23 protein-coding genes are annotated in these 19,881 nt (G+C 46.6%); 3 read left to right on the top strand and 20 right to left on the bottom strand.

Annotated elements, in window-relative coordinates; translation table 11 throughout:
* Nucleotides 1–116: 116 nt before the first annotated feature.
* A complete protein-coding gene (locus tag AC3AQ9_RS12020; protein ID WP_488307727.1) occupies nucleotides 117–572 on the top strand; it encodes a universal stress protein in 456 nt (151 codons plus the stop codon).
* A 267-nt stretch (nucleotides 573–839) separates the two neighbouring features.
* Entirely contained in the window at nucleotides 840–2,138 is a 1,299-nt protein-coding gene (locus AC3AQ9_RS12015; protein ID WP_488307726.1) for a murein hydrolase activator EnvC family protein, read from the top strand.
* Between the two features lie 596 nt (nucleotides 2,139–2,734).
* On the opposite strand, the gene panB is transcribed toward AC3AQ9_RS12015, so the two are convergent.
* The gene (panB, locus tag AC3AQ9_RS12010) at nucleotides 2,735–3,568 is read right to left on the bottom strand and encodes a 3-methyl-2-oxobutanoate hydroxymethyltransferase (protein WP_488307725.1); all 834 of its coding nucleotides are present in this window, start codon (nucleotides 3,566–3,568) and stop codon (nucleotides 2,735–2,737) included.
* 479 nt (nucleotides 3,569–4,047) lie between these two features.
* Here panB and AC3AQ9_RS12005 point away from each other — a divergent pair, with 479 nt between their 5' ends.
* The gene (locus AC3AQ9_RS12005; RefSeq protein WP_488307724.1) at nucleotides 4,048–4,242 is read left to right on the top strand and encodes a hypothetical protein; all 195 of its coding nucleotides are present in this window, start codon (nucleotides 4,048–4,050) and stop codon (nucleotides 4,240–4,242) included.
* Between the two features lie 67 nt (nucleotides 4,243–4,309).
* Here the strand turns inward: AC3AQ9_RS12005 and AC3AQ9_RS12000 are convergent, their stop codons facing one another.
* The 19 genes from AC3AQ9_RS12000 to AC3AQ9_RS11910 all read right to left on the bottom strand — a co-directional run bounded on the left by AC3AQ9_RS12000 (nucleotide 4,310) and on the right by AC3AQ9_RS11910 (nucleotide 19,841).
* Nucleotides 4,310–5,017, bottom strand: coding sequence for a Na-translocating system protein MpsC family protein (locus AC3AQ9_RS12000; RefSeq protein WP_488307723.1), 708 nt, complete (start codon nucleotides 5,015–5,017; stop codon nucleotides 4,310–4,312).
* A gap of 204 nt (nucleotides 5,018–5,221) precedes the next feature.
* Nucleotides 5,222–5,428: a hypothetical protein gene (locus AC3AQ9_RS11995; protein WP_488307722.1), complete on the bottom strand. Its 207-nt coding sequence runs from the start codon at nucleotides 5,426–5,428 to the stop codon at nucleotides 5,222–5,224.
* Between the two features lie 44 nt (nucleotides 5,429–5,472).
* Nucleotides 5,473–5,934, bottom strand: coding sequence for a nucleoside deaminase (locus AC3AQ9_RS11990; protein ID WP_488307721.1), 462 nt, complete (start codon nucleotides 5,932–5,934; stop codon nucleotides 5,473–5,475).
* 48 nt (nucleotides 5,935–5,982) lie between these two features.
* Nucleotides 5,983–7,089 (bottom strand): nucleotidyltransferase family protein, encoded by a 1,107-nt coding sequence (locus AC3AQ9_RS11985; protein ID WP_488307720.1) that lies wholly within the window; start codon nucleotides 7,087–7,089, stop codon nucleotides 5,983–5,985.
* 65 nt (nucleotides 7,090–7,154) lie between these two features.
* The gene (locus tag AC3AQ9_RS11980) at nucleotides 7,155–7,850 is read right to left on the bottom strand and encodes a Type 1 glutamine amidotransferase-like domain-containing protein (RefSeq protein WP_488307719.1); all 696 of its coding nucleotides are present in this window, start codon (nucleotides 7,848–7,850) and stop codon (nucleotides 7,155–7,157) included.
* Nucleotide 7,851: 1 nt separating this feature from the next.
* Entirely contained in the window at nucleotides 7,852–8,394 is a 543-nt protein-coding gene (locus AC3AQ9_RS11975) for a GNAT family N-acetyltransferase (RefSeq protein WP_488307718.1), read from the bottom strand.
* Between the two features lie 120 nt (nucleotides 8,395–8,514).
* Nucleotides 8,515–9,144, bottom strand: coding sequence for a nitroreductase family protein (locus AC3AQ9_RS11970; protein WP_488307717.1), 630 nt, complete (start codon nucleotides 9,142–9,144; stop codon nucleotides 8,515–8,517).
* A 122-nt stretch (nucleotides 9,145–9,266) separates the two neighbouring features.
* On the bottom strand, nucleotides 9,267–9,806 hold the full coding sequence (locus AC3AQ9_RS11965) for a GNAT family N-acetyltransferase (protein ID WP_488307716.1): 540 nt from the start codon (nucleotides 9,804–9,806) through the stop codon (nucleotides 9,267–9,269).
* 132 nt (nucleotides 9,807–9,938) lie between these two features.
* On the bottom strand, nucleotides 9,939–10,853 hold the full coding sequence (locus tag AC3AQ9_RS11960; protein WP_488307715.1) for a DMT family transporter: 915 nt from the start codon (nucleotides 10,851–10,853) through the stop codon (nucleotides 9,939–9,941).
* A 173-nt stretch (nucleotides 10,854–11,026) separates the two neighbouring features.
* Entirely contained in the window at nucleotides 11,027–11,431 is a 405-nt protein-coding gene (locus tag AC3AQ9_RS11955; protein WP_488307714.1) for a GNAT family N-acetyltransferase, read from the bottom strand.
* Nucleotides 11,432–11,472: 41 nt separating this feature from the next.
* The gene (locus AC3AQ9_RS11950) at nucleotides 11,473–11,631 is read right to left on the bottom strand and encodes a hypothetical protein (RefSeq protein WP_488307713.1); all 159 of its coding nucleotides are present in this window, start codon (nucleotides 11,629–11,631) and stop codon (nucleotides 11,473–11,475) included.
* Nucleotides 11,632–11,762: 131 nt separating this feature from the next.
* A complete protein-coding gene (locus tag AC3AQ9_RS11945; protein WP_488307862.1) occupies nucleotides 11,763–12,542 on the bottom strand; it encodes a class I SAM-dependent methyltransferase in 780 nt (259 codons plus the stop codon).
* A complete protein-coding gene (locus AC3AQ9_RS11940; RefSeq protein WP_488307712.1) occupies nucleotides 12,523–12,861 on the bottom strand; it encodes a hypothetical protein in 339 nt (112 codons plus the stop codon). Before AC3AQ9_RS11940 ends, AC3AQ9_RS11945 begins: the two co-directional genes overlap by 20 nt.
* Complete coding sequence (locus AC3AQ9_RS11935) at nucleotides 12,861–14,519, bottom strand: FAD-binding dehydrogenase (RefSeq protein ID WP_488307711.1); 1,659 nt, start codon at nucleotides 14,517–14,519, stop codon at nucleotides 12,861–12,863. Before AC3AQ9_RS11935 ends, AC3AQ9_RS11940 begins: the two co-directional genes overlap by 1 nt.
* 354 nt (nucleotides 14,520–14,873) lie before the next feature.
* On the bottom strand, nucleotides 14,874–16,418 hold the full coding sequence (gene gntK / locus AC3AQ9_RS11930; RefSeq protein ID WP_488307710.1) for a gluconokinase: 1,545 nt from the start codon (nucleotides 16,416–16,418) through the stop codon (nucleotides 14,874–14,876).
* Between the two features lie 36 nt (nucleotides 16,419–16,454).
* Nucleotides 16,455–17,345, bottom strand: coding sequence for a phosphogluconate dehydrogenase (NAD(+)-dependent, decarboxylating) (gene gnd, locus AC3AQ9_RS11925; protein WP_488307709.1), 891 nt, complete (start codon nucleotides 17,343–17,345; stop codon nucleotides 16,455–16,457).
* Nucleotides 17,346–17,500: 155 nt separating this feature from the next.
* A complete protein-coding gene (locus AC3AQ9_RS11920; protein ID WP_488307708.1) occupies nucleotides 17,501–18,358 on the bottom strand; it encodes a GyrI-like domain-containing protein in 858 nt (285 codons plus the stop codon).
* Between the two features lie 90 nt (nucleotides 18,359–18,448).
* Nucleotides 18,449–19,012 carry a GNAT family N-acetyltransferase gene (locus AC3AQ9_RS11915; protein ID WP_488307707.1) on the bottom strand — a complete coding sequence of 188 codons (564 nt, stop codon included), beginning with the start codon at nucleotides 19,010–19,012 and terminating at the stop codon, nucleotides 18,449–18,451.
* Nucleotides 19,013–19,025: 13 nt separating this feature from the next.
* Nucleotides 19,026–19,841, bottom strand: a complete 816-nt coding sequence (locus AC3AQ9_RS11910) for a PP2C family serine/threonine-protein phosphatase (RefSeq protein WP_488307706.1) — start codon at nucleotides 19,839–19,841, stop codon at nucleotides 19,026–19,028.
* Nucleotides 19,842–19,881 lie beyond the last annotated feature (40 nt).

Here is a 19,881-nt window from a genome sequence, read left to right as displayed (position 1 = left end):
TCTGGGAGCTTTAGTCCTATTTATTTTTGGACATATTTTCCTTAAAAATTTATAAAAAGAAGGAAACCTAAGCTTATTAGTCGAAATATACCCGTATAGAGAAGGAGGAATCTGATATGACTATGCTATACAAAAAGATATTAGTCGCTGTAGATGGTTCTAAGGAAGCTGAACTGGCTTTTAGAAAGTCCATAGGAATCGCAGCGCGTAACCAGGCGGCCTTATACTTAACAAGCATCATTGATAACCGCTCATTTGGCACAATCGAATCTTATGGCCGCGAATTTGCCGAAGAATCCAAGAAACAAGCGGAAAATTTGCTGGCAGAATATAAAAACAAGGCGATTGCTGCCGGAGCCCCTGAGGTCCATATTGTAATTGAAATGGGTTCTCCTAAAACGCTGATTCCGGTGGATTTGGTCCGCCGCTTTAATATTGACCTGATCATCTGTGGTGCGACAGGAACCAATTCCGCTGAACGCATCTTTATGGGAAGTGTCTCTGAACGTATTGTCCGCGCCGCAAAATGCGATGTTTTGATTGTTCGGACAGAAGAGAAAGAAGAGCAATAATTCTAAAATAATTTCAAAAAAGCCATTTTCCTTTTAGACAGGAAAATGGCTTTTTTCATGGTGTTATGCGAGTCTTAGAGCCATCTGCATTACTTAAGACTATTTTATTATAAAAATTTGATACATAACTGTAACAAAAAATAGTTTTTTATGATGGTACAATACTTTTGTCGGTTTTTTTAGGCCGTTCATCCATTATAGATTTTCAAATATCAATCTACCTAAAGATTTATTATAGGGTTACATAGTTGGAAGGGGAAAAGAATAGTGAATTTATTAACCAAATGCACAACCGCTGTCATTGCAGCCATCATGGCTTTGTCGATTTCGATTCCTGAAGCGAATGCGGATAAGCTAAGCGATTTGGAAAGCAAGAAACAGCAAGTGGAACAGAAACAACACGAATTGAATTCAGGCATTCAAGAAAAAGCGGGCGAAATTTCGCAAAACCAAACCAAGCTTGAAGAAATTGCCGGTAAAATCTTTGAATTGGACAATAAAATCCAAGAAACACAAGCAAAAATTGATGAAGTCCAAGCTCAAATCGATCAAACAAAGATAGAAATAGAGGCCTTGCAGGCTTCCATTACAGAGCTGCAGCGCAAAATTGATGAAAGAACGGTCTTGCTGCAAGAACGTGCACGCGCGATTCAATTGAGCGGCGGATCAGTGGATTACATAGATGTATTGTTAGGCGCTAACAGCTTTATCGATTTTATCGACCGATTTTCAGCAGTAAACACATTAATTGAAGCGGACCGCGAAATCATGCGGGAACAAGCGGAAGATAAAAAACTGCTCGCTGAACAAAAAGCACAAGTGGAAGCGAAACTGGCGGAACAGGAAGTCCGGAAAGCAGAGCTTGTGAATCTGAAAACATCTCTCGATGGCCAGAAAAAAGAACAGGCACAGCTTGAGAAAGAATTGAAAGCGGAGCAAGAACGCTTGGCTAATGAAAAAGCGGCTTTGGAAAAAGAGCATCAAAAACAAATGAACATCAGCGCTGGCTTGGAAAGCCAGATTGCTAAAGAACAAGCCCGCCTTGCCGAAGTGGCAAGACAAGCGGAATTGAAACGCCAGCGTGAAGCGGCAGCTGCCAGAAAAGCACAAGCGGCACGCAGTTCATCTGTTTCACAGGCTTCAATGGCGAGAGTCGGCAGCTCGACATTCATCAAACCGGCAGCGGGCCGATATACATCCGGTTTCGGTGGACGCAATATCGGTGCAGGAGCAGAAAACCATTTAGGGCTTGATATCGCAAATCCTACCGGGACAACAATTGTCGCTTCTGCAAGCGGGTATGTCTCATACGCCGGCTATATGGGCGGTTACGGAAATGTTGTCATCTTGACCCACTCGATCAACGGGCGTACATATTCGACTGTGTATGGCCATATGAACCGCATCGGCACTTCTGTTGGACAAGCCGTTTCCCAAGGCCAGAAAATCGGTGAAATGGGAAGCACAGGGCGCTCTACCGGCCCTCACCTTCACTTTGAAATCCATATCGGCTCTTGGAACGGTGCCCGTTCTAACGCAGTCAACCCGGCACCATATATCCGATAATCAAAACCAGCAGGCTGTCGAGAAACTCTCGGCAGCCTTGTTCATTTCGCTTCAGGGCGGACGCTTTCCGTGGGGTGTGGCCCTAAGCCTCCTCGTTCGCTAACGCTCACTGCGGGGTCTCAGGACTCACACTATTCCCACAGGAGTCGCCGCCTTCCGCTGCATTCAATTTTATTTTCTCATCTTTTGTGATTCTCTAATAACAGTGATTGTTCGAGAAAGCTCTCTCTTATTTGTTCCTATTCTCCAGATATAGAGCCAAACAGCGGAGAAAACCCTACTGCTCCTGCATCGCTTCGCTGCTTCGTCGCAAAGACCTAGCCTCGCAGGCTTCGGCTAATGTCTTGCCTGCGGGGCAGCGTAAGCGACGAGACAGCCGAGACCCTGCAACGCTTTTTCATGTCTCGAAGCTAGCGAAGCGATGCAGAGACAGAGACAGGAGCAAAAGCGACGAAGCGGCTTGGCGCTCGCCCGCGGCAAGCGCAGCTGTTTGGCGGAATATCGGTTAAGGAATGATAGCTAATTCAATTTCCAACTTTCTAAACAGCTAAAAACCAGCAGGCATTCAAAGATGCCTGCTGGTTTTATTTTTGCTGTCATTTACCGCCGTATAGTTGCTGCAGTTCTTCTTCTTTCATCGTGAAGCGGTGCTCTTCGGCCGGGAACGCGCCTGATTTTACTTCTTCCACGTAAGCACTAAGGCCGTTTTTCATAATTTCACCCGTCTCTGCATAGGAACGGACGAATTTCGGCAGATGGTGCGAGCCGTATTTCAATGTGTCATGGTACACCAGCACCTGGCCATCTGTTTCAGCGCCGGCTCCGATGCCGATTACCGGAATCGATAAGGCTGCCGTTACTTCGCGCGCCAGTTGGTAAGGAATACATTCAAGGACCAGCATGCAGGCTCCCGCGGCTTCGCATGCTTTTGCATCTTCCATCAGTTTTTGGGCGGCATGGGCTGTTTTCCCTTGCACTTTATAGCCTCCCAATACACCAGCAGACTGCGGTGTCAATCCGAGATGCCCTACTACCGGGATCCCGGTGTGCGTCAGCAGTTTGATGACATCGATCACTTCATCGGCGCCTTCTAGTTTCAATGCTTCCGCCCCGGTTTCCTGGAAAATCCGAATCGCCTGCTCAAGTGTCCGATCGAGGCTTCCGTGATACGAGCCAAACGGCATATCGACCAGCAGAAATGTATCCCGGGCTCCTCGCCGCGTTGCTTTTCCGTGGTGAATCATGTCTTCAACTGTTACTTTTACAGTTGAATCATATCCCAGAACAACCATCCCCAGTGAATCGCCAACCAGAATGATGTCCACTCCTGATTCTTCCGCCAGTTTAGCAGACGGATAGTCATAAGCGGTAAGCATGGCAATTTTCTCGCCTTGCGCCTTCATTTTGATAAATGATGCTGTGTTCTTCATTTTTTTCTCTCCTTCCGGGAGGAAAACCAGCCAAAAAAGCCCGTCGGTCCCAAACTGGACAGACGGGCAGAAATTTAAAAAGTAGGTTTCTCCGTCCCTGTCAATTTCAGATCAAGGCAGAACTATGCAATTGCTGATATTATTGTTTTTACTGGTGCAGTTCGGTTAGGATACTGCCCTCACACTCACTATATCAGATGTCGTAACAGAGTTACAGACTTCAGTTTTTAACAAAAAGAAAGGCAAAGTTTCCTAGCTTTACTTCTACAGCAAGAGCGAGTAGAATGTGAATAATCAGAAAACTATAGCGTTTCTGATTTGGAACCCGGAGTTAGGGTCAAGAGCTGCTCATGATTTAAATAGAGGAATTTACCTTTGGTTGGATGTGGCAGACATTAGAGCTGTAAACAACGCCGAAAAGAGTCTGGGGATTCTTTTCGGCTTTTTTTGCATTTAAAAAAGAAAGGACGGTGAGTACAATGAAGTATATTGTTGACCATGATAAAAAACATGTCCATGAACAGCACTATGCTTTAGGCCGCTGCGGAGTGGACAACATTCCTTCAGATGCTGTGGAGCATACAGACTCACATGATTACATCAGCCAACTTGAAAATAGCCGAGCCTATGTGAAATGCCCATACTGCCATGAAGTTCCCCTTCTAATTGATTAACGATGTTCTATAGCCATAAAAAGGAGAGGTGCCAATAATGGCATCCCTCCTTTTTCAAAAGAACTGCTTACTGATCCTGCTTTTCTACTGATTCCAAGATCAGCACCATATACCCGATGTCCGCTTCAAAATTCCAGTCAACAAATGTTTCAGTAATATTCCGGTTCAATACCTTCTGCAAATTTGCTTCCGCTATTATTTTGTATTCCAGCGGCCGTTTCGCTATCTTCAGTTCTTCTTCAAATCCATTCTTTATAAGTTCCTTTTCGAGTTGCAGCAGAATACCAAACCGCCTGATTAAGACAGTCCGGTCATTCAGCCAATAAATATATGTCTCTGCCGGCTCTTTCTGGGCTTCCTGGCTTCCAATAATTATTTGCTTGTAGAATTCTTCTTCGTCTATGTCTGGCGGCCACTGCCATTTTCCCTGTTCTTGTTCATCGTCAAGAACAACTACAATCAACCCTGTCTTTTGTTCAAGATGCCAGTCTGCATAAACTTCTTTGACATCCAGCTCTGCAATTTTCCATAAGTTCAGTTTGATCTCCTGCTTTAGTTCATTCATCAGCAAATCCCTTGTTTCCAGCACCCGTTTCCATTCCTTTTGCTCCACCAGAATTCTTTCTGTCGGCGCTAAAAAGCCGCGGAGGTGGATAGCGATAAATGGCGGGGCAATCGTCACAAACGTCGATGTTGGCCCTTTGCCGAAATGAGTGCGCAATAATGTAGAAAGGTAGCCTCCGATTTCACTTTGCAATGTTTTTTCTTTAGGCATACGGTAGCATCTCCCGTTTTAATAAGTCTGCATTTCCTCGTAAAAAACTTCAAAAATTTTTAGCCAATCTTGTATTGCTCGTATTTTTCCCTTTTACCAAAAAAGCAAACCCTTTTTATCATCCCGACTCTCTTTATCAGAAATTCCCTTCAATAAGAAAAGCATCATCCCTATAAACGGATGATGCTTTTCTTCAAGCTGATTCTAGTATCTATTGAACTTAATGACAAGGTTCCAAATCAATGAGCCTATACCTGCTATGGCTGCTGCTGTAAGTAAAGGATGATTGGCTGCTTTCGCATTCCAGCTTCCACCCTTCTCCTTTTCAGAAATTACTTGGCGGAACTTTCCTGTATTAAGCTCCGTCTGGTCAAAAGGCCGACTGCTGGAATTGAACTGATCATTGACCATATTAACCCCTCCTTAAATCGGTATTTGCTTGATATTTCTTCTTTTTATATTTCGCCGTTGCGCTTTCCCCATAGCTCCAGCGGATTTTCCCGGTTCCCTGCAAGCGGCATCTGGGCCATGGACAAGCGGCGTTCCGCCTTTGGTTTTCTCAAATCCTCATAGATAATTTGGGATTTTCCAAGGCCTGCTTGCACCGCTTCTTCGATTGAAGCACAATAATAAGCTTTCTCTATTCCAGCCAGGTACATCGCTGCCAAACACATCGGGCACGGCTCGCCGCTCGCGTACATGATGCTTCCTTCCAGGCTATCTGCCTTCAGCGCTTGCTGGGCGCGCCGGATTGCCAGCATTTCAGCATGGCCGCTGACGTCCTGGATTTTATGCAATTCATTGACGCCTTCCGCTATGATTTGATTGTCTTTCACCAATACCGCTCCGAATGGCTGGCCGCCTTCGCGGACATTAGCGAGCGAAAGCTCTACTGCTCTTTCCATGAATTGATCCACGTTAACTCCTCCAATACTTGCCCCCTAATTTCTCCTCGATTGCTTCCGCTATAATTCCAAAGAATACACACCAACGTCTTTGCCGGATAACTGAATTTCCTTTTCCAATTTCATTCCTATATGTCCAGCTACTTTCCGGGATCCTTTATTTCCCGGCTGAATTAAAGAAATAAAGCGCTTCTTGCCAAGTTGCTCAATTCCATAATCACAAAGTGCTTTCGCCGCTTCTTTGGCATAGCCTCGACCCCAGTAGCGCCTTGCAATCCAATAGCCGATTTCCAGTTCCTCTGTCCCTTCGATTGTTTGTTTCACAAGCCCTGCATGGCCTACCGGTACGTTATCTTCTTTGCGGACAAGCACTCGAAGTCCCAGTTCAGGATTTTCCTTATAGGACCGGTAAATCCAGTATAAAAATTCCATAGCCCTTTCACGGTTGCGAATCTGCCCGTTTCCAATATAACGGACCACTTCCGGGTCGGCTAAAAGGGAATAAAGGAAATTAAAATCCTCATCCCGGTACTGCCGGAATTCGAGTCTTTCAGTTTCAATTTTCATGGCTGGCTTTCCTCTCCCATCAGCCTTTGAGCGAACTAGCGGATAAATTGTCGCTTTTGGCCATTTGGTTTCCCACTCTTTTTTCTGCAAACGGCTTTCATAAACAGCTGACAGCTCACTGTTTGCCTTGAAGAGCGGCGTCGGTTTCACTTTCAAAGCCAGAGCGTCTTTGATTCCCCATGGGGCCGTTAAAACGAGCCGGTTTGCATCGTCCAGTTTCATGCCCAGAGCCGTCGCCGTTTCAGGGAATTTCGAAATAGCATCAACAGCGGAAGTGTAAGGGGCCAAACCATTGATGCGATGCATGCGCGCCTGATTTTTGACGGACCATGGGACCTCCGGAATGAGCCCATGCAATATTTGTTCAAATTGCTTTTCCCGGAATTTCTCCGTATTGATTTTGTCGAAATAAATGACGTCGATATCCGCTAAAGCGGTGCGTTCACCATACCCGTGCAGTGTATCCCAGATTTTGGAGCGCACAAATCCGGCACATATCCACCAGTCCGGCAGCCCGAGGGTTTTTGCCGCTGACAGGATTTCCATCATCCAAGCATCTTTTTGAATGGCCGAAATGATTTCTTGTTCGTTATTCAGCATAATGCGCCCTCTTATTCGTTTTTTTGAGTGATATTTAAATCTTGTAAATTCCTGTTTTCCCGCTATTAGGAGCCCAGAAACTCAGTCGGAAGTTCTTCTTCAAACAATTGCCCGTCAAATGATACCCGATAAGCTTTGGCATTTGGCCTCGAACTCACGATCCGGTGAATTTTCTGATCGATATAATGGATGGCCACCCCGTCATCTGCCGCCACTCCGTTCTGAATCGTTCCGGAGGCAATCAGCTTCTGGTAGGTCGGGCGCCTTTCCGCTTCGCCATCATAATGGGGGCAATTGCTGCCGCTCAGGAAACCAAGGCTTTGAATTGGCTCAAGCTGTTCTCCATATGAATCCGTCACACCGTCCTCAAACCAGCAAAGGGAACCCGCACTGATTCCAGCCAGCACGATGCCCTGTTCCCAGGCTTTCCGTAAAATGATGTCCAATTCCCATTCTTTCCAGAGAACCAGGAGGTTTTTCGTATTCCCCCCACCCACATAAATAATGTCTTTTTCCAACACAAACGCTTCCAAGTCTTTTGTCGGCGGCTTAAATAGCGATAAGTGCGAAGGAACGCAATGCTGTTCATTGAAAAAACCGTAAAAGTTGGAGATGTATTGGTCCGAATCTCCGCTCGCTGTAGGCACAAAGCAGATTTTCGGATCCGTCTTTCTTGCTTGGTCCATTATGTATCGGTCGAGCAGAGGGTTCTCCGGTTCCATTGAGAATCCGCCGCCGCCAAGCGCAATGATTTGCCTCATCCTACTTCACCCATTCCGGTTTTAATAATGAAAAAATCAAGGCATCGTGCGATTGGCCGCCTTGATACAAATAGCTTCGCAGCCTTCCCTCTTCTATAAAACCCATCTTTCTCAGCAGCAGGCTTGAAGGCTTATTTTCGGGGAACGTCACAGCGCCCATACGCACCAGGTCCAAATCTTCAAATGCATACTGCAGTACAGCTTTAATAGCTTCTTTCATGATGCCTTGCCGCCAGTAGTTGGGATGAAGTTCATAACCGACTTCGGATTTCTTTGCTTTTACATTCAAATTATTGAGGCCGATTGTGCCGATGAAATCTTTGTTTTCTTTTAAAACGATCCCCCAGCGCATCCCTCGCTTGCTGTCGAATGCAGTTTGGAATGAATTGATGATTGCAGCCGCTTCCTGCAAATTGACTAATTTGTCCATCCCGTAATATTGAGTCACATCTTCCCGTGACATGATTTCATAAAAGTGTTCGGCGTATTGCTGGCCGATTTGGACCAGTTGCAGCCGGTCGGTTTCAAGTATCGGAAATTCCATGATGTCTCCTCCTTTAATTCCATGTATCACCTCTTCGCCGTTTCTTCTATACTCTCCTGCACTTTTAAGGAATAAAAAAGATCCGAAATGCTTTTAAGCATTTCGGATCTTCAGGCATTTTTAGATAAAACGGGCAACTTCGTTAAGCGGCAAGCGGGATGTCCCAAAAGCTGGAGCTGCTGCTTTTCCTATTGCTATCAGGACGATCGGGAAAAGATGTTCCGGCAAATCAAAACGCTCTGCAAATTTTGCTTTGTCAAAACCGCCCATCGGAATGGTGTCATAGCCGCGGTCTTTCGCAATCAGCATCAATTGCATCGACACAAGCCCGGCATCATATGCTGCAATGTTCACGCGTGCTTCTACCGGAGCATTTGGATAGACCTTGTAGGTATTTGCGATAGAACGTTCTTTGACGGCTTCGTCCATATGGCCTTCTTCCACATTTTGCGTATAGATTTTTTCTACGTTTTTATAAGCATCGATATTGCCGAGAACCGCGATGATGGCGGAAGACGTCTCTACCTGCGCCTGGTTATTGGCAATGGCACGCAATTCTTTTTTCACTTCCTGGTCTTGGATGACGATGAAATTCCAAGCCTGCAAATTGCTTGAAGAAGGGGCTGAAGTCGCAAGCGCCAACATTTCCTCCAGTTCTTCTTTTGAAATTTTAAAGTCAGGATCATATGCTCTGACCGATTTTCTTTCTTTCATTACTTTAACTATGGGTGATTCTATATTTACCGTCATGTTGATCCTCCTTAAAATCAGCTTACTTTTAGTAAGTCACTGAAAATAACTTATCACCACTTACATAAAGTGTCAAAGGAGTTGCTCTCCCTCCTGACCATACAGATGATTGAGGCTTCTGTTTAATCTTCCGGGTTGAGGATGGCGAGTATTTGGTGATCCTGCCAACTGCCATTGATCTGGACATTCTTTATGGCGATGCCCTCTTTATGGAATCCTGCTTTTTCAAGCACACGCATTGAAGCCTCGTGATGCGGCATGACGCCTGCTTCAATCCGGTGCAGCTGAAGCTCCTGGAATGTGAAATCCACAAGCAGTTTGACTGCTTCTGTTGCATAGCCTTGGCCGCTGTGGAGCTGGTCAATGGTATAGCCCATGATGGCACTTTGCACCGGGCCGCGGACTACCTGAACCAGATTGATTGACCCGACCAATACATCTTCGCCATTCAAAAATATCCCGAAATTGTACTGGTCGTCTTTCTGCCAGTTCTCTTCCTGCATCTGCAAGCGGAGCGCCTGCCCTTCAATCGAATAAAAATCCGAACGGCGAGTGACGGAAAATTGCTCGAATAATTCCTTGTTCCTTGTTTCCAAGTCAACCAGGCTCTCCAAATCATCAAACGTCAATCTGCGCAAGTAAATTTTCTTCCCTTTCATCATTTCCCACTTCCTTATCTCTAAGTTATTCCGCTTCAATGAATCTCGATCTCTTTTTTAGTCCACGTTCCACGTGAAACATATGAATCTTTTAATTACGGCCATAAAAACCGCCCCTTTTAAAAGGAGCGGTTTTCATTGCTTCACTGATTGTACTCTCAGCCGCCACAGCTCTTCTGCAGCACCAGAGCCGAACAGTACTCCGAACGCGATCAGGACAAAACCGATCAAATGCGCTTGTGTCAAGACTTCTCCAAGGAAAAAAGCGGAACCCAATAAAGCGAACAGCGTATTCAGATTGATGAAAATTGCCGCTTTTGTCGGCCCTATTTCACCTACTGAATAGTTGTACAGCATATGGCCGATTGCTGTGCCTAGAATACCGGAAGCGATGACAAGCAACCAGAACAAACTGTCCATTTCCCCGAACATGCGCCATTCCCCCGGTTCCCGGAAAAGGCTGATCAGGAATAAACCAGCTGATCCAACCAGGAACATATAAGCGGTAAGCAAGCGTGGATCGAGTGTTTTAGACGCTTTGCTGATGACCATATAACTTAAAACTTGGCCAAGAATCGCCAGGAATATGTAAAAATCCCCTATAGAAATTCTGCTTGTTTCTCCATTCCCTGCCAAAACCGTCGCTGTCACGCCAATCAACCCGAGAATGAACCCGACCCATTGAAGCTTTGAAGGTTTTGAACGCAAAAGAAACAAACTGAAGATGGCTGTCATAATCGGTCCAGTCCCGATAATCAGTCCGGCATTTGTTCCTGAAGTCAGTGATAAACCGACGGAGATAAAATAATGGTGGATGACCACGTTTAATGCAGATCCTGCAATGACATAGCGCCATTCCGTTTTTGTCAGTTTGCGAATCAATCCGGTAAAGAACAGCACGCTGAAGACAGTAATGGCTGCCAGGAATAGCCGGAAAGATGTCATCGTGACCGGCTCCATTTGAGTCGTCAAGTATTTGACTGCTGGCAAATTGATGCCCCATACGAACATGACAATGACGAGGATGATATACAATCTTAGATGGCTCATCACAATCCCTCTTTTTATCGGCTTTTTCAAACCCTCATTTTATATTCCTCCCAAACACAAGTTGCATTAAAAGTATTATGGATGTTCTTTTAAGTTCCCTCTTTTATGTGATCCATAAACGCTTTTTTGATACAAACTGATATGCAGCTTACAAAACCATCCGATAAGGCAGTTTACTCTTCAAGGGTTTTCCGGAAACCATGGAAAGCCCGATAACCAAGGGCTTCATAAAATGATTGGGATGTCTGGCTTGCAAGGAGTTCGAATCGGGTTTTGGAATAGAGGGAATGGACATGGGTGAGAAGCTGTTTTCCAATCCCTTGTCCTCTCCGTTCCGGATGGATGAGCAGTTCGGCGATATAGAATGTAATGTGGCCATCAGTCAAACCACGGAGGCAGCCTACCAATTCTCCTCCTTTTTCTGCTACAAAAGCCGCATTGGAATGATCCCATGCTTTTTTTGTGTCCTCATGCTTTTCCACCAGATTGCTCCAGCCTTCCGCTTTATTCAGTTTGTGGATGGCAGGAAAATCACGTTCTTCATAACGGCGAATAATAAGTATGTTGATGGATTCCATGATTAAATCTATCCTTTCGGGTAATTGCCGTTTTTTGTTGTTTAACGCAAGCCACTTAGCTTTTGCAGCAAAGCAATGATTTCTTCGCTTTGCCGGACCTGCTGTTCGGAATTGATCCGAATGATGCGGAGCCATCTTAAAATAAAAGCCCCTAAAATAAGGACGATAAAAACGCCCATGCTTCCAATCAAGTCGCCCATTCATTTTCCTCCTTGTGAACTTTGATCAGTGATACCAGCTCTATGGTAAGGAGCCGGAATCACAAGACAAGCAGATCGGAAGTATATAATTCGATATTGAATTGCGCATTATGAACTCTCATATTCCATTTTTAGTTCTTTATTGCCCACCAGATTGTCCAGCAGTCTTTTTCAACAATTGGCTTCTCGTCAGCCGGAAATTGTCCGGATATATAGGAAACCAGTTCTTGCAGCTGCAGATCATCCAATTCATGAAGAATTGACCGCCCCGTCCGGTTCAGCAGATCGGTTTCGAGCTCTTTCTTGTGTTCATAAGTTTTGCGGATTTCCCACAATTTTTGCTCCTCCACTTTCTTGAATCCAGCTTTCTGGAATGCCGCTGTTACATGTTCGCTTGAATGTCTGCGGGCCATTTCTTTTGCAGCCAGTTCAGGAAATTTATCGAAAAAGAATCCTCTAATATGAGTGGTGCTGCCTTTCAACAGGCAATCTTCCGGCGTTCTATCCTGAATGAGGCAGACGCCTCCCGAGTTCAGCAGCCGGAACGCTTCTTTGAGACAAGCCTCCAAGTCTCGGATGTGATGAATGACCGCTCTTTCCAGCACGATATCAAACTGCCCGCCTTCGAGTCCTGTTTTCAAGGCATTTCCGTGCTTAAAGTCCACATTCGAATACTCTTTTAAATTGCCTTTCGCAGACTTAATCATCGCTTCTGAAAAGTCGACACCTGTAACATAGCTGGCTCCCATTTCTGCCAGCGCTTTCGTATAGATGCCGCCTCCGCAGCCGATATCTGCAATCCGTTTCCCTTCCACCAGGCAAGTTTCTCTGATTTTTTCGGCCCAGGTTTCATCCGCTGTTCTCTTTGCATAAGACGACCGGTTCTGCGGGTCATGAAAATCGATTGCCAGGATTCCGCCTCCCACTTTTCGTTAGTTGCCCTTCCGTGTTGCTGCTTTCCTCTGTTTCATCAAATAATACTGAAGTAAAGAAAGTCAGTATTCCGATCAATAACCCCATTCCAAACAGAATACTGCCTAGCATCATAAAGCCGGTCATGTAAGTCTCGACGACTCGGTAATAAATTTCGGTATCACTTCCATCACCTTGCTTTGCCAACCAAGAATTCCCTCTTGCTACTCCAAAGCGGGCACTTGAAAAAGTCAGGATTAATCCTCCCAATACTAATAAACAAGCAATCCAACTTAATCCTTTAACATGCTTTGCCATTACTCCATCCCCCTTTCTGCCACTGCTCTTCCTGCCACTCTTCCCGAAAACAGGCAGCCCCCAAGAAACGTCCCTTCAAGAGAGCGGTAGCCATGCACGCCGCCACCACCGAATCCACACACTTCACCTGCAGCGTATAAACCCGGAATTGGCTGGCCGGCATCGTTCAAAACACGGGCCGACAAGTCTGTCTGCAGACCGCCAAGCGTTTTGCGGCTGACGATATTCAGGCGAACGGCAATCAGCGGACCATTTGCCGGATCCAGTATATTGTGCGGCTTTGCCACACGGATCAACTTATCGCCAATGTACTTTCGGGCTCCCCGCAATGCGGTCACTTGCAGGTCTTTTGCAAATTTATTGGTGAGCTGATTGTCGCGTGCTTTAATCTGGCGCCGTATATGCTCGGCATCGAGCAGCGCTTTACCGGTCAAGCGGTTCATCCCGTCAACCAGTTCATCCAATGTTTCGGCAATGACAAAGTCTTCGCCTTTATCCATGAACGCCTGGACTGGTGCTGTCGCACCAGGCCGGATGCGCGCCAGCACTTGGCGTATGCTTTTGCCCGTAAGATCCGGATTCTGCTCAGATCCGGACAAGGCAAATTCTTTTTCAATGATTTTTTGCGTCAAAATGAACCATGAATAGCTGTAGCCGGTTTTCTGGATGGTTTCCAGTGTGCCCAGCGTATCGAACCCCGGAAAGTTCGGAGACGGAAAACGGTCCCCTTTGGCATTGAGCCAAATCGACGAAGGGCCAGGCAAGATGCGAATGCCGTGCCGGCTCCACACCGGATTCCAGTTTTTGATGCCTTCGGTGTAATGCCACATGCGATCCCGGTTGACGATGCGGCCGCCGGATTGCTCCGTAATTTCCAGCATGCGCCCATCTACATGCGCCGGCACGCCGGACAGCATTTCTTCAGGTGCTTTGCCCAGCCGCTCCGGCCAGTTTTTCCGGATCAGTTCATGGTTTCCTCCAATGCCCCCGCTTGTCACAACGACTGCTTTTGCATGATAGGCAAATTCGCCAATCGCTTCCCGGGAACTGGCTTCTCCGCGCTGTGCTTCGCTTGGAACAAGAATCGAACCAGACACTCCTGTTACAGAAGAGCCGCTTGTCATCAAACCATCCACTTGATGGCGCGGACGATACTCCACTAAGCCCGTTTCGATATGCTGCCGCATGCGGCGCTCAAACGGTTCGACAATCCCTGGTCCCGTTCCCCAGACAATGTGGAAACGGGGAACGGAGTTGCCGTGCCCTTCCGCCAAGTAACCGCCGCGCTCCGCCCAGCCGACCACCGGAAAAAATTTAATGCCCTTCGCGGCAAGCCAAGCCCGCTTTTCACCTGCAGCAAAATCAACATAAGCTTCTGCCCATTTTCTGCCCCAATAATCTTCATCTTCTTGCCGGTCAAAACCTGCTGCACCGAGCCAGTCCTGCCAGGCAAGCTCTTTTGAATCTTTTATTCCCAGACGCCGCTGTTCGGGTGAGCCGACCAAAAACAATCCGCCAAATGACCACCACGCCTGGCCGCCTAGTGAAGCTTCCGGTTCCTGGTCGAGCAGCAGCACTCTCTTTCCGCTGTCTGCAATTTCTGTTGTCGCCACTAATCCTGCGAGCCCTGCTCCCACTACAATTGCATCAAACTCCATTCCAACATCCCCTTTGTTCCCCAGATCTCTGTCTTATTTCCATCGTAGCAGAAGCGTTTGGAAGATTATAGATATTTTTAGTATTTTCTGATAATAAAAGCATAAAAATATTTTATACAGCAAGGCAGGAAAGAAATAGGGTGGAATTCATTTTTATGCTGGAGAATTTTTTCTAGTTACGCTCTGGCTGGATTTTGATTATGCCCATGCTCCTCTTGTTTACGCCCAACTCCTAATGTTTTATGCTCAAGTTTTCCTTATTTATGCCCAACTCTGTCTGTGTTATGCCCAACTAGCCAAATCACTAGAAAAGCGACCTGAAATTGTCTGCAGACAATTTCAGAACCACTTTTTTCATTCCAAATGCTTGCGCTGAAACTCGGAGATGCTTTCGTATTCTTCTGCCAAAAGCCGGGATAGCCGGATATAAATCGGCAACAGTTCCCTATAGGTTTCACTTGCCGCTTTTTCCGGATAGTACGTGCGGGATTCTCCAATCATCTCTGAAACAATGCTGAAGTCTTGAATTTCTGAAAGTGCATACATGCCAAGGACTACAGCACCCAGGCAGGAACTTTCGAAAGTTTCCGGGATGGTCACTGGTTTATCAAAAATATCTGCCAGCAGCTGGCACCACATCTCCGAACGGGCAAACCCGCCTGATGCTTGAATGTGCACCGGTTCCCCTGCCAATTCCTCGACTGCCAGAAGTACCGTATATAGATTAAAGATAATCCCTTCAAGGACCGCTCGGATCATATGCGGCTTTCGGTGATGGAGATTCAGTCCGAAAAACGAACCGCGTGCATCAGCGTTCCACAACGGTGCCCGCTCTCCTGTCAAAAACGGGTGAAACAGCAGACCTTCCGATCCTGCAGGGATTTCCGAAGCAATATTGATCATGACGTCGTACGGATCGATGCCAAGACGCGTGGCCGTCTCCACTTCAAAGGCGGCAAATTCATCCCGCAGCCAGCGCAATGCGATACCTCCATTATTGACCGGTCCGCCGATCACCCACTCGTTTTCCGTCAAGATATAGCAGAATGTGCGCCCCTTCGGATCAATTTTCGGAACCGGAAAAACTGTCCGGATGGCGCCGCTCGTTCCAATGGTTACCGCAATGATCCCCGGTTCGATGGCATTCATTCCCAGGTTCGCCAGCACCCCGTCGCTTGCTCCGACGATAAAAGGCACATTATCAGGAATCCCCATGGAAATGGCGTATTCCACAGCCAGTCCTGTCATCTGATAAGTGGTCGGAACAGGCTTTGACAATCGGCTGGCATCCACTCCCGCAACTTCCAAAGCTCCTTTATCCCAGTCGAGCTGTTCTAGATTAAATAATCCGGTAGCTGAGGCAATGGAATGATCAATGACATACTCCCCGAATAATTGGTGAAAAATATATTCCTTGATTCCGATGAATTTAGCAGCTGCTTTCCATACTTCCGGCTGTTCCTCTTTTAGCCAAACCAGTTTTGCGAGCGGCGACATCGCATGGATCGGTGTGCCTGTACGCAGATAAATACCGTGGCCGTCCATTTCTTCTTTGATTTTTTTCGCGTAAGGCGCACTTCTTGCATCCGCCCATGTGATGCTGCGTGTCAAGAGCTCATCATTTTCATCCACTGCCATAAAGCTGTGCATCGCAGAGCTGAACGATACCAGCTTTAGAAATTCAGGTCGAATGTCGCTTTTGCGGATCGTTTCACGCACAGTGCCCAGTACAGCTTGGAAAATTTCTTCCGGATCCTGCTCAGCGATCAGCTGGTTTGGTGTATGGAGAGGATACAAAATCGTATCGCTTTCAATCACTTCGCCTTGTTTATTGAACAGCACCGCTTTTGTCGAAGTTGTTCCAATATCTACTCCGAGATAATACGAAGGCTCCGGCATAGGAATCCCCCCTCTCTAATTGAGTGTGCAGTCTTTTCAATGTTCCTTTTTCTCCACTGCATGCCCCCCGAATTCATTGCGAAGGGCGGCCACAACTTTTCCGGTGAAAGTATCGTCTTCGAGTGAACGGTAGCGCATCATCAGCGACAAGGTGATAACCGGTGCCGAAACATTCAAGTCGAGTGCAGTTTCAACGGTCCATTTGCCTTCACCAGAAGAATTCATGATTCCTCGGATACCGTCCAGCTTCGCGTCTTTCGAGAAAGCGTTTTGCGTCAGTCCCATAAGGTAGGAACGGATGATGGATCCGTTGTTCCATACTTTCGCCACTTTTTCGTAATCAAAATCGAAATCGCTTTTATGAAGAATTTCGAACCCTTCAGCAATCGACTGCATCATGCCGTATTCAATGCCGTTATGGATCATCTTCAGAAAGTGGCCGCTTCCCGGTTCACCGGCATATAAATAACCGTGCTCTATTGAAATATCCCGGAACAGCGGTTCAACTTCCGCAAACTTTTGTGCATCGCCGCCAATCATCGCCGAGATGCCGTTCCGTGCCCCTTCCGTGCCGCCGCTCGTGCCACAATCGAAAAAGTGAATGCCCTTTTCTTTCAGTGCTTGTCCCCTTCGCTTGCTGTCTTTGTAATTCGCGTTGCCGCCGTCAATGATGGAATCCCCTTCAGCTAAAAAAGGGACCAATCCTTCGATGACAGATTCAGTCACGTTTCCAGCAGGCACCATCAGCCATACAATCCTCGGCGCATCCAGCTTCTCCACCAATTCCGTTATGGACAATGCCTGTTCGAAAGCGCCATCTCCGCTCACCCTTTGGCTGTCATAGCCGATGACGGTATGGCCATGCTCTGTCAGGTTGAGTGCCAGGTTGAAGCCCATTTTTCCAAGGCCGATCATTCCGATTTGCATAGTTATCCCTCCAATTTATTTTTCCAGAATCAATCCCGCTACCTTACTTTTCTCTATACGGCTGCAGAACCCTTTATTGCTGTGTTTAGCCGTCATCATTTACAGGCAAAAAAGAAGCAGCCGCAAGTCGCTGCAGCTGCTTCTTCATTCAACTTTTATTTGTTTTTCAACGGAATCCAGATCTCTGAGTAGGAGTCCGGCTGATACGGGTCTGCGTGCGGATATACTTCCAGTTCTGGAGTACCGGCGTATTCGTAAGGATTGGATGGGAACCATTCCGTGAAAATTTTCTTCCAGGCGTTTTGCATAGCATCCGGCATTGGACCATGGACTTCAAATACGCCCCATTTGGATGGTGGAATTTCCATCTGCTCAAATTCTTCTGTTGCGTCGCTGTCTGTCTCAGCAGCAATCCAATAATCCATATTGGCTCCTTCTCCAGCCACGCAAACGCCCAAAACACCTTCAATTTCTCCACGGTTCAGTTTAAACAGCTTCTCGTCCAAACCGTTAGCATTGGTTTCCCGCCACATTTGCGGGATGCCTTTCATGTTTTCATCATTGGCCGTTGAGAAAGTCCGCTTGAATCCCACTACTTTAAATCCATCTCTCTCCACAATTTTGTACTTCATCGGTTCTGCTCCTCTCAATTTCACCTGGATCACCAGGCGGTTATAGGATTTCAGCCCCCCCAGATTTCTTCGTGCTTCGCTTGGCGTGATGCCGTGCTGCCGCCGAAAAGCCTTGGAGAACGCTTCCGGAGTGTCATAGCCATATTTATAGGCGATATCGATGATCTTATTGTCTGAGCTTGATAATTCATGGGCCGCTAAAGTCAAACGCCTCCCTCGCAGATATTCACCCACCGTCATATCGGTCAGGATGGTAAACGTCCGCTGAAAATGAAACACCGAAGCATTCGCCCGTTTCGCTATTTGCTCTATAGCCAGCGGTTCATCCAAATGGTCTTCCATATAGTCGATTGCCTGCTGCAACGATTCCACCCAGCCCATATCGCTCACTCCTTGCCTTTATCTTATTCCTTCTATATATAGTTATCCTGTCATTTTGTGCTCTCTGCGGACTGCTGACCATCCATCCAATTATTCAAATTCCTTTTTCAAGATCGAGTATATCGCCAAATCGACGAACTTTCCTTTTATGACAAAATGTTGGCGTGCAATTCCCTCACACACCATCCCCACTTTTTCCAGCACACGCTGTGACTGGAAATTGTCCGGTACAATCGGTGCTTCCACTTTATTCAACTGCATCTTTTCAAAACCGAAAGCGATCAATGCTTTGGCCGCTTCCTGGGTAAAGCCATTGCCCCAATAAAGATGGGACAAAGCATAAGCTATTTCTGCACGCGCATATTTCGGCAGCCATTTTACAAAATCGATGGTGCCGATCATTTTCCCTTCACTTTTCAATTCTATCGCCCACGTCAGCTTGTTTTTCTGTTCGTAGCCCTGCAAGACAACCCGGATAAATTCCTTCGTATCTTCCACTGAATTATGCACTTCCCATGGCATGAACCGGGAAACAATCGGTTCGGATGCATATTCAAACATGTCCTCAGCATCTTCGATTGTCAGTTTTCTGAGAATCAGGCGCTCTGTTTCTAAAACCGGCAAATTGGCGTAAATTTTTTCCGTCCCACTCATCGCCATCTCTCCTTTATGCTTGATTGCTTGCCATAGCCGCTTTTTCGGCAACCCGGACTTTCCAGGAAACAATAGTCGTGCTGTCGCGCACTCCGTTTTCCTGAATTGTTTTCAATAACTGTTTAACGCCTTGTTCATTTGAATTGCCAGCAAACTGTTCCAATATCGCTTGCGGTTGTGCAAACGGCTCATTCGGGCATTCAACCAGCCCATCAGTCGTGATGAATAGATGATTATCACCTTGCCTTAACTCTCTCGTGCCGCTTGAATAGCAAGGCACCGGTCCTTCAAACGTATTGACTTGGCCGATCCATTCGTAAAACTGGCGCTGATTCAGCTGATGCTGTCCGAATTCACCCAACTCCGGATGGAATAAATACAACAGGCAATCGCCGACCGAAAACCACCAGATGTACCGCCCTTTTCTTGCTGCAATCAGACAAGCCGTTTCTCCTCGGATAGTTCGGCAAACTGAGCGAAACTCTTCGTTTTGAAAAAGAGACAGTATTGTTTTCTCGAGCGTTATAAAAAATTCAGCAGAAATTTGCCGATTTAACAAATTTTCTATTGAAACTTTGTGGGCCCCAATTTGCTCCAATACTTTTTCGGCACTTTCAGCCGTATTGTGGGCATCGAGCATCATGACGAATTCCCAGTCTTCCTGTTCATTCATCCATACCAGGCAGCCATCTTCATTTTTAACCTGTCCCGCTGATGAATTGCCGCCGAAGCGCCCGACGACAATGCGGCTCAATTCCAAAACGTCCGGCCGATCGACAAAACTTTCCCGGCTGCCGGCCCAACTAATTTCTTCAGCTATTGTCTTCAAATAGCATCCCCCATTTCGATATTTCTAAAATTATAAGCGA

This window comes from Planococcus sp. VCh962 (assembly GCF_057748275.1).
This window is presented reverse-complemented; position numbering and strand designations above follow the sequence as displayed.

Bases quoted from the DNA above. Each gene is read 5' to 3' on its own strand.
- gnd (WP_488307709.1), bottom strand. From the start codon at position 17,345: ATGCAAATCGGAATGATCGGCCTTGGAAAAATGGGCTTCAACCTGGCA.
- AC3AQ9_RS11985 (WP_488307720.1), bottom strand. From the start codon at position 7,089: ATGCTGAATAACGAACAAGAAATCATTTCGGCCATTCAAAAAGATGCT.
- AC3AQ9_RS11995 (WP_488307722.1), bottom strand. From the start codon at position 5,428: ATGGTCAATGATCAGTTCAATTCCAGCAGTCGGCCTTTTGACCAGACG.
- AC3AQ9_RS11915 (WP_488307707.1), bottom strand. From the start codon at position 19,012: ATGAGTGGGACGGAAAAAATTTACGCCAATTTGCCGGTTTTAGAAACA.
- AC3AQ9_RS11920 (WP_488307708.1), bottom strand. From the start codon at position 18,358: ATGGGCTGGGTGGAATCGTTGCAGCAGGCAATCGACTATATGGAAGAC.
- AC3AQ9_RS11935 (WP_488307711.1), bottom strand. From the start codon at position 14,519: ATGGAGTTTGATGCAATTGTAGTGGGAGCAGGGCTCGCAGGATTAGTG.
- AC3AQ9_RS11950 (WP_488307713.1), bottom strand. From the start codon at position 11,631: ATGGGCGACTTGATTGGAAGCATGGGCGTTTTTATCGTCCTTATTTTA.
- AC3AQ9_RS11970 (WP_488307717.1), bottom strand. From the start codon at position 9,144: ATGACGGTAAATATAGAATCACCCATAGTTAAAGTAATGAAAGAAAGA.
- AC3AQ9_RS11980 (WP_488307719.1), bottom strand. From the start codon at position 7,850: ATGAGGCAAATCATTGCGCTTGGCGGCGGCGGATTCTCAATGGAACCG.
- panB (WP_488307725.1), bottom strand. From the start codon at position 3,568: ATGAAGAACACAGCATCATTTATCAAAATGAAGGCGCAAGGCGAGAAA.
- AC3AQ9_RS11960 (WP_488307715.1), bottom strand. From the start codon at position 10,853: ATGAGCCATCTAAGATTGTATATCATCCTCGTCATTGTCATGTTCGTA.
- gntK (WP_488307710.1), bottom strand. From the start codon at position 16,418: ATGCCGGAGCCTTCGTATTATCTCGGAGTAGATATTGGAACAACTTCG.
- AC3AQ9_RS11955 (WP_488307714.1), bottom strand. From the start codon at position 11,431: ATGGAATCCATCAACATACTTATTATTCGCCGTTATGAAGAACGTGAT.
- AC3AQ9_RS11975 (WP_488307718.1), bottom strand. From the start codon at position 8,394: ATGGAATTTCCGATACTTGAAACCGACCGGCTGCAACTGGTCCAAATC.
- AC3AQ9_RS12020 (WP_488307727.1), top strand. From the start codon at position 117: ATGACTATGCTATACAAAAAGATATTAGTCGCTGTAGATGGTTCTAAG.
- AC3AQ9_RS11940 (WP_488307712.1), bottom strand. From the start codon at position 12,861: ATGGCAAAGCATGTTAAAGGATTAAGTTGGATTGCTTGTTTATTAGTA.
- AC3AQ9_RS11965 (WP_488307716.1), bottom strand. From the start codon at position 9,806: ATGATGAAAGGGAAGAAAATTTACTTGCGCAGATTGACGTTTGATGAT.
- AC3AQ9_RS12005 (WP_488307724.1), top strand. From the start codon at position 4,048: ATGAAGTATATTGTTGACCATGATAAAAAACATGTCCATGAACAGCAC.
- AC3AQ9_RS12000 (WP_488307723.1), bottom strand. From the start codon at position 5,017: ATGCCTAAAGAAAAAACATTGCAAAGTGAAATCGGAGGCTACCTTTCT.